Origin of the sequence: Pseudoclavibacter sp. RFBB5 (genome assembly GCF_002931555.1) — a bacterium.
Taxonomy (GTDB): domain Bacteria; phylum Actinomycetota; class Actinomycetes; order Actinomycetales; family Microbacteriaceae; genus Pseudoclavibacter.
Map to the genome: position 1 here is coordinate 49,557 of NZ_PSTZ01000005.1, position 12,569 is coordinate 62,125.

Annotated in this window: 11 protein-coding genes; 10 read left to right on the plus strand and 1 reads right to left on the minus strand. The window is 68.1% G+C overall.

Annotated features, from left to right (window positions below):
- Positions 1-45 precede the first annotated feature (45 nt).
- From ilvD to C5B97_RS05335, 8 genes are all read left to right on the plus strand, one after another.
- A complete protein-coding gene (ilvD, locus tag C5B97_RS05300; protein ID WP_104311095.1) occupies positions 46-1,746 on the plus strand; it encodes a dihydroxy-acid dehydratase in 1,701 nt (566 codons plus the stop codon).
- Positions 1,747-1,846: 100 nt separating this feature from the next.
- Entirely contained in the window at positions 1,847-3,652 is a 1,806-nt protein-coding gene (locus C5B97_RS05305) for an acetolactate synthase large subunit (RefSeq protein ID WP_104311096.1), read from the plus strand.
- A 3-nt stretch (positions 3,653-3,655) separates the two neighbouring features.
- Positions 3,656-4,162 (plus strand): acetolactate synthase small subunit, encoded by a 507-nt coding sequence (gene ilvN, locus C5B97_RS05310; protein WP_104252353.1) that lies wholly within the window; start codon positions 3,656-3,658, stop codon positions 4,160-4,162.
- Between the two features lie 84 nt (positions 4,163-4,246).
- A complete protein-coding gene (gene ilvC / locus C5B97_RS05315) occupies positions 4,247-5,272 on the plus strand; it encodes a ketol-acid reductoisomerase (protein WP_104311097.1) in 1,026 nt (341 codons plus the stop codon).
- Between the two features lie 181 nt (positions 5,273-5,453).
- Positions 5,454-7,046: a phosphoglycerate dehydrogenase gene (gene serA, locus C5B97_RS05320; RefSeq protein ID WP_104311098.1), complete on the plus strand. Its 1,593-nt coding sequence runs from the start codon at positions 5,454-5,456 to the stop codon at positions 7,044-7,046.
- A 281-nt stretch (positions 7,047-7,327) separates the two neighbouring features.
- Complete coding sequence (locus tag C5B97_RS05325; protein ID WP_104311099.1) at positions 7,328-8,122, plus strand: hypothetical protein; 795 nt, start codon at positions 7,328-7,330, stop codon at positions 8,120-8,122.
- The gene (locus C5B97_RS05330; protein WP_104311100.1) at positions 8,119-8,844 is read left to right on the plus strand and encodes an ABC transporter ATP-binding protein; all 726 of its coding nucleotides are present in this window, start codon (positions 8,119-8,121) and stop codon (positions 8,842-8,844) included. The genes C5B97_RS05325 and C5B97_RS05330 overlap by 4 nt, the downstream gene beginning before the upstream one ends.
- Positions 8,845-8,846: 2 nt before the next feature.
- Positions 8,847-9,611, plus strand: coding sequence for an ABC transporter permease (locus C5B97_RS05335; protein WP_104311101.1), 765 nt, complete (start codon positions 8,847-8,849; stop codon positions 9,609-9,611).
- Between the two features lie 107 nt (positions 9,612-9,718).
- Here C5B97_RS05335 and C5B97_RS05340 read toward each other — a convergent pair whose 3' ends face one another.
- Positions 9,719-10,252 carry a hypothetical protein gene (locus C5B97_RS05340; protein WP_104311102.1) on the minus strand — a complete coding sequence of 178 codons (534 nt, stop codon included), beginning with the start codon at positions 10,250-10,252 and terminating at the stop codon, positions 9,719-9,721.
- 73 nt (positions 10,253-10,325) lie between these two features.
- Between C5B97_RS05340 and C5B97_RS05345 the strand changes: the two genes are divergently transcribed.
- On the plus strand, positions 10,326-11,408 hold the full coding sequence (locus C5B97_RS05345) for a 3-isopropylmalate dehydrogenase (protein ID WP_104311103.1): 1,083 nt from the start codon (positions 10,326-10,328) through the stop codon (positions 11,406-11,408).
- Entirely contained in the window at positions 11,405-12,550 is a 1,146-nt protein-coding gene (locus tag C5B97_RS05350; protein WP_104311104.1) for a branched-chain amino acid aminotransferase, read from the plus strand. The genes C5B97_RS05345 and C5B97_RS05350 overlap by 4 nt, the downstream gene beginning before the upstream one ends.
- Positions 12,551-12,569: the final 19 nt, after the last annotated feature.

Below are 12,569 nucleotides of genomic sequence, written 5' to 3' on the forward strand. Positions count from 1 at the left end.
CCCGGCGGCGCGGGCCGACCTTCTCCGCGGCGTAGAATGGCGGGCATGCCTGAGCCAGAAGTCGACATCAAGCCACGCAGTCGGGTCGTCACCGACGGCATCGAAGCCACCACCTCGCGGGGCATGCTCCGCGCGGTCGGCATGGGCGACGAAGACTGGGACAAGCCGCAGATCGGCATCGCGTCCTCGTGGAACGAGATCACGCCGTGCAACCTCTCCCTCGACCGCCTTGCCCAGGGCGCCAAAGAAGGCGTCCACTCGGGCGGCGGCTACCCGCTGCAGTTCGGCACCGTCTCCGTCTCGGACGGCATCTCCATGGGCCACGAGGGCATGCACTTCTCCCTCGTCTCGCGTGAGGTCATCGCCGACTCGGTCGAGACGGTGGTCATGGCGGAGCGCCTCGACGGCACCGTGCTGCTCGCGGGATGCGACAAGTCCATCCCCGGCATGCTCATGGCGTCCGCCCGTCTGAACCTCTCGAGCGTCTTCCTGTACGCCGGATCCATCGCGCCCGGCTGGGTCAAGCTCTCGGACGGCACCGAGAAGGACATCACGATCATCGACTCCTTCGAGGCAGTCGGCGCGTGCAAGGCCGGCAAGATGTCCGAGGCCGACCTGAAGCGCATCGAGTGCGCGTTCGCCCCGGGTGAGGGAGCCTGCGGCGGCATGTACACGGCGAACACGATGGCGTCCGTCGCCGAGGCGCTCGGCCTCAGCCTGCCGGGATCGGCCGCTCCGGCGTCCGCCGACCGGCGCCGCGACGCGTTCGCGCACCGCTCGGGCGAGGCCGTCGTCAACCTGCTGCGCCAGGGCATCACGACTGGCGACATCCTCACGAAGGAAGCGTTCGAGAACGCCATCGCGCTCGCGATGGCGCTGGGCGGCTCGACCAACGTCGTGCTCCACCTCCTCGCGATCGCTCGCGAGGCCCAGGTCGACGTCACCCTGCACGACTTCAACCGCATCGGCGACAAGGTTCCGCACATCGCCGACATGAAGCCGTTCGGCAAGTACGTCATGAACGACGTCGACCGTCACGGTGGCATCCCAGTCGTCATGAAGGCGCTCCTCGACGAGGGCCTCATGCACGGCGACGCGCTCACCGTCACGGGCAAGACGCTCGCCGAGAACCTCCGTGACCTCAACCCGGACCCGGTCGACGGCGACGTCGTGCACACGATCGACAACCCCATCCACGCGACGGGCGGCATCACGGTGCTGCACGGCTCGCTGGCACCCGAGGGTGCCGTCGTGAAGACGGCCGGCTTCGACGCCGACGTCTTCGAGGGGCCGGCCCGCGTGTTCGAGCGCGAGCGCGGCGCGATGGATGCCCTCACGAACGGGGAGATCGAAGCGGGCGATGTCATCGTCATCCGCTACGAAGGTCCGAAGGGCGGACCAGGCATGCGCGAGATGCTCGCCATCACGGCGGCCATCAAGGGCGCGGGTCTCGGCAAGGATGTACTACTCTTGACGGACGGACGATTCTCAGGCGGCACAACCGGCCTGTGCATCGGCCACATTGCACCGGAAGCGGTCGACCAAGGTCCCATCGCTTTCGTCCGCAGTGGAGATCTGATTCGGGTCGACATCGCGGCTCGCTCGATCGACCTACTCGTCGACGAAGCCGAGCTCGCCTCCCGCCGAGAAGGCTGGGAACCGCTCCCTCCGAAGTTCACGCGCGGCGTGCTTGCGAAATACTCGAAGCTCGTCCGCAGCGCGTCCGAGGGCGCGACCACGGGCTAGCCCTCAGAGTCTCGACTCTGATCCAGAGTCTCTACTCTGATCCAGGGCTGCGCCTCATCGACTGCGCTCGAGCCATCGAGCACGAAGAAGAACGGATCTCATGACGCAGGAAACTGCCGCCCGCATCGCCGCGGCGTCATCACCCTCCGCTGGGCACGAGCCCGAGATGCTGACCGGAGCCCAGGCTGTCGTCCGCACCCTCGAGAACCTCGGGGTCACGGACGTCTTCGGGCTGCCGGGTGGTGCCATCATCGAGGTATACGACCCGCTGCTCGACAGCACGAAGCTCCGCCACATCCTTGTTCGCCACGAACAGGGTGCCGGCCACGCGGCCGAGGGATACGCCTCGGCGAGCGGCAAGACCGGCGTGTGCATCGCGACGAGCGGGCCCGGCGCGACGAACCTCGTGACCGCGATCGCCGACGCCTACATGGACTCGGTGCCGCTGCTGGCCATCACCGGCCAGGTGTTCTCGCACCTCATGGGCACGGACGCCTTCCAGGAGGCCGACATCATCGGCATCACCATGCCGGTGACGAAGCACAGCATCCTGGTTCGCACGCCAGAGGAGATCCCCGCTGCCATCGCCTCCGCCTACCACATCGCCTCGACCGGTCGTCCGGGACCCGTGCTCGTCGACATCACGAAGGACGCGCAGCAGAAGAAGGCGCCGTACGTCTGGCCCGTGAAGCTCGACCTGCCCGGCTACCGTCCGGTGCTCAAGGCGCACGGCAAGCAGATCCTCGCCGCAGCGCAGCTCATCGCGCAGGCCAAGAAGCCCGTCTTCTACCTGGGTGGCGGCATCGTCCGTTCGGGTGCTTCCGCGGAGGTGCAGCGACTCGTCGAGAAGACCGGGGCGCCAGCCGTCACGACCCTCATGGCCCGCGGCGCGTTCCCCGACTCGCACCCGCAGATGCTCGGCATGCCGGGCATGCACGGCACCGTGCCCGCTGTGCTCTCGCTGCAGGAAGCGGACCTGCTCATCACCATCGGCGCCCGCTTCGACGACCGCGTGACCGGCAAGGCGGCGCTCTTCGCACCGAACGCGAAGGTCATCCACGTCGACATCGACCCCGCCGAGATCTCGAAGATCCGCACCGCCGACGTGCCGATCGTCGGCGACGCCCGCGAGGTCGCCATCGACCTCCTCGCCGCCGTCACCGACCACGCGCCCGCCGACACGGAACGCCTCGACGAGTGGTGGACCTACCTCGACGGCCTCAAGGCCGAGTTCCCGCTCGGGTACACCGACCCGAGCGACGGACTCCTCTCGCCGCAGCGCATCATCCAGCGCATCAGCGAGCTCACGGGGCCGGAAGCGATCTACGCGGCAGGCGTCGGACAGCACCAGATGTGGGCAGCGCAGTTCGTCAAGTACGAGCGCCCCAACGCGTGGCTCAACTCCGGCGGCGCCGGCACCATGGGGTACGCCATCCCGGCGGCCATGGGCGCCAAGGTCGCCGAGCCGCACCGCACGGTGTGGGCCATCGACGGCGACGGATGCTTCCAGATGACGAACCAGGAACTCGCGACCTGCGCCATCAACGACATCCCCATCAAGGTCGCCATCATCAACAACTCGTCGCTCGGCATGGTGCGGCAGTGGCAGACCCTCTTCTACGACGGCCGCCACTCGAACACCGACCTGAACACGGGGCACGAGACGGTCCGCATCCCGGACTTCGTGAAGCTCGCCGACGCCTACGGGGCGCTCGGCATCCGCGTCACGAAGGAGGAAGAGATCGACGCCGCCATCAAGCTCGCGCTCGAGACCAACGACCGCAGCGTCGTCATCGACTTCGTCGTGAGCGCAGACGCCATGGTGTGGCCGATGGTGCCGCAGGGCGTCTCGAACAGCTTCGTCCAGTACGCCAAAGAACACAGCCCGACCTTCGAGGGGGAGTAGACCATGTCGAAGCACGTCCTTTCCCTCCTCGTGGAGGACAAGCCAGGCCTGCTGACACGCGTCGCCGGGCTGTTCGCCCGCCGAGGCTTCAACATCGAATCGCTCGCCGTCGGCGCGAGCGAGGTCGACGGGCTCTCCCGCATCACGGTCGTCGTCGATGTCGAGGAATTCCCGCTCGAGCAGGTGACGAAGCAGCTCAACAAGCTCATCAACGTCATCAAGATCGTCGAGCTCGAATACGACGCGTCCGTCCAGCGCGAGCACCTGCTCGTCAAGGTCAAGGTCGACTCCGCGACCCGCTCGCAGGTCATCGAAGCCGTCAACCTCTTCCGGGCCCGCGTCGTCGACGTGGCAACGGACGCGCTGGTCATCGAGACCACGGGCGACACCGGGAAGGTGCAGGCCTTCCTGCGCGTCCTCGAGCCGTACGGGATCCGCGAGATCGTCCAGTCCGGCCTCGTCGCCGTCGGCCGCGGATCGAAGTCGATGACCGAGCGGGTCTCGCGCTGAGCCACCGGCCAGCGCTCACCTGCCCTGTGCCGACCGGCACTGAAGAACTCACACGCCAAACGCCAACAACCAAGGAGCACACACGTGGCTGAAATCCTCTACGACACCGACGCCGACCTGAGCATCATCCAGGGCAAGAAGGTAGCCGTCGTCGGCTACGGATCGCAGGGCCACGCCCACGCGCAGAACCTCCGCGACTCCGGTGTCGAGGTCAAGATCGGCCTCAAGGACGGCTCGAAGTCCGCCCCCAAGGCACAGGAAGACGGCTTCGAGGTCCTGAACGTCGCCGACGCGGCCGAGTGGGCCGACGTCATCATGATCCTCGCGCCGGACCAGCACCAGCGCTCGATCTACACGGACAGCGTCAAGGACAAGCTCACCGCAGGCAAGACCCTCGCCTTCGCGCACGGCTTCAACATCCGCTTCGGCTACATCGACGCTCCCGAGGGCGTCGACGTCATCCTCGTCGCCCCGAAGGCCCCCGGCCACACGGTGCGCCGCGAGTTCGTCGCAGGCCGCGGCATCCCGGACATCATCGCCGTCGAGAACGACGCATCCGGCACCGCATGGGCAACCGCCCTCTCGTACGCGGCCGCCATCGGTGGAACGCGTGCCGGCGTCATCAAGACGACCTTCACGGAAGAGACCGAGACCGACCTCTTCGGCGAGCAGGCTGTGCTCTGCGGTGGCACGTCGCAGCTCATCCAGTACGGCTTCGAGACGCTCACCGAGGCTGGCTACCAGCCCGAGATCGCCTACTTCGAGGTGCTCCACGAGCTCAAGCTCATCGTCGACCTCATCTGGGAGGGCGGCATCGCCAAGCAGCGCTGGTCGGTCTCCGACACGGCCGAGTTCGGCGACTACGTGTCCGGCCCCCGCGTCATCGACCCGAGCGTCAAGGCCAACATGCAGGCCGTGCTCGCCGACATCCAGTCTGGCGCGTTCGCGAAGCGCTTCATCGACGACCAGGACAACGGCGGCGTCGAATTCGCCGAGTTCCGCAAGAAGGGCGAGTCGCACCCCATCGAGAAGACCGGCCAGGAGCTGCGCAAGCTCTTCGCCTGGAAGCAGACCGACAGCGACTACGTCGACGGACAGGTCGCGCGCTAGGCGTCACTCCCGTCTGCAGTCCTGAACTGCGTTGGGCCGGCCCGAGCATCCGCTCGCGGCCGGCCCTTCCTCGTCAGCGATCGCTCAGTGTTACGGCGACGTGAGGCGAAAGCGCGCCTCGCGATAGGATCGCTTCGGCCTGCGCCCGCAGACTCCCTGTCTCCACTGGAGGATTCTTCACGTGTCAAAGCCCGTCGTTCTGCTTGCCGAGCAGCTTTCCCCCGCAACCGTGGATGCGCTCGGTCCCGACTTCGAAGTCCGCCAGGTCGACGGCACCGATCGTCCCGCGCTCCTCGAAGCACTCGCCGAGGCCAACGCGATCCTCGTGCGCAGCGCGACCCAGGTCGACGCCGAGGCGATCGCCGCGGCCCCGAACCTGAAGATCATCGCCCGCGCCGGCGTCGGCCTCGACAACGTCGACACGCCCGCCGCCACGAAGGCCGGCGTCATGGTCGTCAACGCGCCCACCTCGAACATCACCTCGGCAGCCGAGCTCGCGGTCGGCCACATCATCTCGCTCGCCCGCCACATCCCGAACGCCAACGCGTCGATGAAGGCAGGGGACTGGAAGCGCTCGAAGTACACGGGCGTCGAGCTGTTCGAGAAGACCATCGGCATCGTGGGCCTCGGCCGCATCGGCACGCTCGTCGTCGACCGCCTCAAGGGCTTCGGCGTCAACCTCGTCGCCTACGACCCCTACGTGACGCCCGCCCGCGCCTCGCAGCTGGGCGTGCAGCTCCTCACCCTCGAAGAGCTCATGGCGCAGTCCGACTTCATCACCATCCACATCCCGCGCACGCCCGAGACCACCGGTCTCATCGGCGAGGCCCAGTTCGCGCTCGCCAAGCCCGAACTGCGCATCGTCAACTGCTCGCGCGGCGGCATCATCGACGAGAACGCGCTCCGCGACGCCCTCGAGTCCGGCACGATCGCGGGGGCAGCGCTCGACGTGTTCGTCACCGAGCCGCCATCGAACCGCGACCTCCTCGACCAGCCGAACCTGCAGCTCACACCGCACCTCGGCGCATCCACCGATGAAGCCCAGGAGAAGGCCGGCGTCTCCGTCGCGCGCTCCGTGCGCCTCGCCCTCGCCGGTGAGCTCGTGCCGGACGCGGTCAACGTCGCTGGCGGCATCATCGACGAGTACGTGCGCCCCGGCATCCCGCTCATGGAGAAGCTCGGTCAGTTCCTCCAGGGCCTCATCGGGGCCTCTCCCGTCGCCCTCGACATCGAGGTGCACGGCGAGCTCGCCCGCTACGAGGTGAAGGCGCTGCGCCTCGCCGCGCTCAAGGGGTTCTTCACGAACATCGTCACCGAGCAGGTCTCCTACGTGAACGCGCCGCTCCTGGCGGAGGAGCGCGGCCTCGACGTGCGCATGAACGTCGACGAGGACAGCGACGAGTACCGCAACGTGCTCACGCTGCGTGCGACGCTCAGCGACGGCAAGACGGTCTCCGTCTCCGGAACCCTCACGGGCCCGAAGCAGATCGAGAAGCTCGTCGGCATCAACGGCTACAGCATCGAGGTGCCCCTCGCCGCGCACCACCTCGTCATGGTCTACAGCGACCGCCCCGGCGTCGTCGCCGTCTACGGTGCCGCGCTCGGCGAGGCAGGCGTCAACATCGCAGGCATGCAGATCGCCCGCGACGAAGAGGGCGGCCAGGCCCTCTCCGTGCTGACGATCGACGAGCCGGCCAGCGACGAGCTGCTCGCGCACCTGCGCGACGCGATCGGCGCCTCCGAGCTGCACGAGATCGACATCGTAGAGAGCTAGACGCCCCGCGTCACCCACACAAGCGCTGCCTGCGTTCCCAACCCCGCGAGAGATCGCCGCGGTTGGGAACGCAGGCAGCGTTGTTCTTTGGGCCCGGAATGGGGGTGCTCGTCGCGACATATTTGGGGCAAAACACGCATTGTCCTGTGGGATCAGGCTGGTGTCCAGGGCTCGAACTTTCGAATGATGGTCCGCTGACCACCCGAGTGCCACGCTAGCCACATGGACCGGACAGCACGGCACCCGATCAGGAGCGTCCACTCGACCGAGGGCGGCAGGCCATGACCACGTTCCTCCACGCGCTCCGCGCGGAAGCAATCAAGTTCACCTCACTGCGTTCATCGCGGATCGCGAGTCTCGCAACCGTCGCGGTCGTGATCGGTGCCGCCTACGGCGTCACCGCGCTCACGCACCAGGCGATGCTCTCGGGGGATGTCACCGCTGCTGGCGGACTCGAACCTCAGTCGGCGTTCCTCATGGTGCTGCACTACGGACAGATCGGGGCGGTCTTCCTGGGGGCGAGTGTCTTCGCGCAGGAGCGCGACAACGGTGTCGTCGCCTCCTCGCTGCTCGCCGTCCCAGACCGGCGCAGCTTCTTCCTCGCGAAGGCCCTCTCCGCGCTCGCGTTCGGCGTCGCGGTCGCCCTTCCCGCCGTCCTGGGAAGCTATGCCGCCCGCTGCGCTGTCCTCGACTGCCGCGCGGTCGGCAGCCTGACGAGCCTTCCCGGTGGAGACCTCCGCCTGCTCGCGGGGTACATCGTCTACTGGTCGCTCATCAGCCTGCTCTCGTTCCTGATCTCGTCGGCGTTCCGCAGCGGCATCGTCGGGCTCACCGCCATGCTGGCGCTCACGCTCGCCATCTCGCCGTACCTGCTCGAGCTCACCTCGGCCGCCAGGTTCCTGCCCGACCAGGCGGGCGCTCAACTGCTGCTCCAGGACGCTCCGCTTGCCGGGGACCTGGGGCCGATGCTCGGGCTTCTCGTGCTGCTGAGCTGGATCGGCGTCTTCGCCGTCGCTGGATTTCTCTCGGTCCGCTCCTGGGCCGTCAACCATGCAGAAAAGGGGGTGGGTTCATGATCGAAGTCGAGAACCTGACAAAGATCTACGGGAAGCGGACTGCCATCGAGTCCGTGACCTTCGAAGCCAGAGCAGGCAGGGTGACGGGGCTGCTCGGCCCGAACGGAGCGGGCAAGTCGACGACGATGCGCATCCTGCTCGGCCTCGACCGAGCGACGTCCGGGCGCGCGTCGGTGCTCGGCTCCGAGTACCGAAGCCTGCGGCGTCCCCTGACCCGCGTCGGCGCGCAGTTCGACGGGTCGGGTGCCCATCGCGGACGCACGGCGAGAGCGCACCTCCGATGGATGGCGGCGAGCAACGGGATCTCGCCCACGCGCATCCCGGAGACGCTGCAGCTCGTCGGGCTGTCGGACGTCGCTGACCGCCGCGTCGGGACCTTCTCTCTGGGCATGGAGCAGCGTCTGGGCATCGCGGCCGCGCTCCTCGGGGACCCGGAGGTCGTGATCCTTGACGAGCCGATGAACGGGCTCGACCCGGAGGGCATTCGCTGGATACGGGATCTTGCGCGCTCGCTGGCGGGTTCCGGCCGCACGGTGCTCATCTCGTCGCACCTCATGGGGGAGATGCAGTCCATGGCTGACGACCTCGTCGTGATGGCGCGCGGAACGGTCATCAGGGCGGGGGCGGCGACGAGCCTGGTCGCGGAGTACGACAGCCTCGAGCACGCGTACTTCGCCTGGACGCAGGGTCGCGCCGAGCATGTTGCGGGTGATGCCGCGTGAAGATGGCGCTGGCGTCAGAGTCCCGGAAGCTCTTCACTCTCAGAGCGGTCCTCATCACGCTGGCCGTGAGCTTCGTCGTGCCGGTCCTGATGGCCGCAGTCACCGCCCCCTCGGTTGGCGAGGGACTGCGCGTCGACGACCCGATGCTCGCCGCCGGGACGACGCCGGAGGTCGTCGGCCTCGAATGGATCGCGCTCGGGCAGATCGGCGTCATCATCGTGGGGGTGCTCGCGGGAAGCGGTGAGTTCTCCGGCGGACAGATCCAGACCTCGCTCGTCGCGGTGCCGAACCGGTTCAGGCTCGTCCTCGCGAAGGTCTCGGTCCTCGCCGTCACCGTGACGTTGCTCGGAGCGGTGACGATCCCGCTGCTCAGCATCTGCAGTCAGCTCGGTCTCGGATCGCTCAGTGTGCTCAGCGACGGCGTGCCCGTCTCGCTCCTGGTGCGCTGGCTGGGCGGAGTCGTCTACTGGACGGGGATCGCGCTGATCGGGTTCAGCTTCGCGGTCCTGGTCCGCCAGGCCCTGGTGCCGTTGCTCGTGCTCATCGCGGTCTCGCAGATCTCGCTTGTCCTGGTCTTCCTGACGCCGTGGGCGAAGTTCCTGCCCACGATCGCGGGCGCGCAGCTGTTCGATGCTGCCGCCGTGACCGCAGCGAACCCGGCGGCAGCGCTCGACCCTGGGAGCGCCTACGCGGTGTTCCTCCTCGCGGTCGTGGCACTGGTCTGCTGCGCAGCCGTCGCGTTCTGCCGACGGGACGTGCGTGCATGACGCTCTTGCGGGATGGATGCGGGTCGGCGGGTCTTTGCGGGGCTGCCCTGGCGCATCCAACACGCAAGTTGGACAGCGCTGGTGTGAGGGGCGGGACGTGTGGCTGATCAGTGCCCGAGGTTCGCCTTGAGCACGGAGATGGCGACGCCGATGAGGGCGAGGCCGACACCGGCGGCGAAGGTGCGGAACGAGGGCCGCTCGCCGCGGATGCGCTGCACCGTGAAGCCCATCGCAGCGAGCCGCACGATGATCACGATCTCCGCGACGAGCTGCGCCGTCTCGCCGTCGATGAGGCCGAGTGCGGCCACTCCGAGGATCGCGGCCGGGATGGACGCAGCCGACGCGATCGGCACCGCATCCCGCAGCTCGTACAGGAACTCGATGTGCGCAGTGCGCTCGCGATGGTCGCCGACCTCGGCCCTCGTGGAGTGGCCGACCGCGTCGGCGATGAGGTGCGCCAGGAGCGTCGTGCCCCCGGTCGCGAGGACCACGATCGCACCTTCGCCGGGATTCTCGCCCGCGTGCACGAGCCCGAGGAGCGTCGCGAGGATGATGATGTTGCCGTACACGTAGGCCGTGAGGCGGCTGGCGGCGCGCGCACGCGGCAGATCGTCCTTGCGGCGCAGGATCGCGGTGGTCATGACGACAGACGCTAGCCCGGCTGCGGCCTAAACTGGGGGAGCCGCGACCGCCGTCGGCAGGAAAGGACGCCTCGTGTCGGAACGTGCAGCGCCAGAGAAGCTCGACATCGCCGTTATCGCTGGCGACGGGATCGGCCCGGAGGTCACCGCCGAGGCGCAGCGCGCGCTTCGGGCTTCGCTGCCGGCAGGCGTCGAGCTCACGCTCACGGAGTACCCGTTCGGCGCGGCCCGCTACCTCGAGACCGGCGAGATCATCTCAGACGCGGAGCTGCACGCGCTCGCGCAGCACGACGGCATCCTCCTCGGCGCCGTCGGCGGTGACCCAGCCGACGAGCGACTGGCCGGGGGCATCATCGAGCGTGGCCTGCTGCTCAAGCTGCGTTTCGCGTTCGACCACTACATCAACCTGCGCCCTGGCGCGATCTCGCCCGGCGTGAAGACCCCGCTGAGCGACCCCGGCGAGGTCGATTTCGTCGTCGTGCGCGAGGGCACCGAGGGGCCGTATGTCGGCAACGGCGGCGTCGTCCGCGTCGGCACCCCGCAGGAGATCGCGACCGAGGTCTCCGTGAACACGGCCTACGGCGTCGAGCGCACCGTGCGGTACGCGTTCGAGAAGGCCAAGTCCCGCCCCCGCAAGCATGTCACGCTCGTGCACAAGAAGAACGTGCTCGTCAACGCCGGCGTGCTCTGGCAGCGCGTCGTCGACCGGGTCTCCGCCGACTACCCTGACGTCGCCGTCGAGTACCTGCACGTCGACGCTGCTACGATTTTCTTCGTCACGAACCCATCGCGATTCGACGTGATCGTCACCGATAACCTGTTCGGCGACATCGTGACCGACCTTGCCGCAGCCATCACCGGCGGCATCGGGCTGGCGGCCTCGGGCAACATCAATCCCGAAGGCGAATTCCCCAGCATGTTCGAGCCAGTCCACGGCTCGGCACCAGACATCGCGGGCCTCGGCAAAGCCGACCCGACGGCGGCGATCCTCTCCGTCGTTCTGCTGCTCGAGCACTTCGGACTCATCGACGCAGCCGCAACCCTCGAGGCAGCCTGCCGCGCCGACCTCGCGTCGCGAGGCGGGGCATCCAGGAGCACGTCCGAGATCGGCGACGCCATCATCTCCCGACTGACCGCGCAAGGAACCAACGCATGAGCGACACCAGCAGCACCCAGCCAGGCACGACGACGCAGGCCGCACGCACCGCGGGCGCGTCCCTCGAGTTCTCGGTCGAGCGAAACCCGGCTCCCGCATCCGCCGAGGTGCGGGAGGCGGTGCTCGCCGACCCCGGGTTCGGCAAGCACTTCACCGACCACATGGTGATCATCGACTGGACGGTCGCCGACGGCTGGCACGACGCCCGCGTCGTGCCGTACGGCCCGCTGCAGGTCGACCCATCCTCGGCGGTGTTCCACTACGGCCAGGAGATCTTCGAGGGCCTCAAGGCGTACCGCCACGACGGGGGAGAGGTCTTCGGATTCCGGCCAGAGCGCAACGCGCAGCGCCTGCAGAACTCGGCGAAGCGGCTCGCGCTGCCGGAGCTGCCCGAGGAGCTCTTCCTCGAATCGGTGCGCCAGCTCGTGCAGATCGACGAGCAGTGGGTTCCGGCGGCCGGCGAGGGCAAGACCCTCTACCTGCGCCCGTTCATGATCGCGTTCGAGAACTTCCTCGGCGTGCGCGCGGCGCAGACGGTGCGCTACATGGTCATCGCCTGCCCGGCTGGCTCGTACTTCTCCGACCCCACGCGCCCCGTCGACATCTGGCTCTCGCAGGAGTACTCGCGCGCGGGTGCCGGCGGCACGGGTGCGGCGAAGTGCGGCGGCAACTACGCGTCGTCGCTGCTCCCGCAGGAGGAGGCGTACGCGAACGGCTGCGAGCAGGTGCTGTTCCTCGACTCCTCCGAGAACAGGTACCTCGAGGAGCTCGGCGGCATGAACATCGTGCTCATCAAGTCCGACGGCACGATCCTGACCCCGCTGAGCGACTCCATCCTCCCCGGCATCACACGCGACAGCGTGCTGGAGCTGTGCGAGCGGGCCGGTCGCAGGATCGAGCACCGGCGCATCACGATCGACGAGTGGCGCGAGGGCGTCGCCGACGGGTCGATCGTCGAGGCCTTCGCGTGCGGCACCGCGGCCGTCATCTCGCCGATCGGCAAGGTCAAGTCGCCCGATTTCACGATCGAGAACCCGGCGCTCACGGAGGACTCGGTGAGCATGCGCATCCGCGCAGAGCTGACGGGTATCCAGAACGGCGAGCTGCCCGACCTCATGGGCTGGACGCAGCGCCTGGCGTAGCTGCGGCATTCGCATGGTC

Coding starts and splice junctions, on each gene's coding strand:
- ilvD (WP_104311095.1), top strand. CDS start 46: ATGCCTGAGCCAGAAGTCGACATCAAGCCACGCAGTCGGGTCGTCACC.
- C5B97_RS05305 (WP_104311096.1), top strand. CDS start 1,847: ATGACGCAGGAAACTGCCGCCCGCATCGCCGCGGCGTCATCACCCTCC.
- ilvN (WP_104252353.1), top strand. CDS start 3,656: ATGTCGAAGCACGTCCTTTCCCTCCTCGTGGAGGACAAGCCAGGCCTG.
- C5B97_RS05325 (WP_104311099.1), top strand. CDS start 7,328: ATGACCACGTTCCTCCACGCGCTCCGCGCGGAAGCAATCAAGTTCACC.
- C5B97_RS05330 (WP_104311100.1), top strand. CDS start 8,119: ATGATCGAAGTCGAGAACCTGACAAAGATCTACGGGAAGCGGACTGCC.
- C5B97_RS05335 (WP_104311101.1), top strand. CDS start 8,847: ATGGCGCTGGCGTCAGAGTCCCGGAAGCTCTTCACTCTCAGAGCGGTC.
- C5B97_RS05340 (WP_104311102.1), bottom strand. CDS start 10,252: ATGACCACCGCGATCCTGCGCCGCAAGGACGATCTGCCGCGTGCGCGC.
- C5B97_RS05350 (WP_104311104.1), top strand. CDS start 11,405: ATGAGCGACACCAGCAGCACCCAGCCAGGCACGACGACGCAGGCCGCA.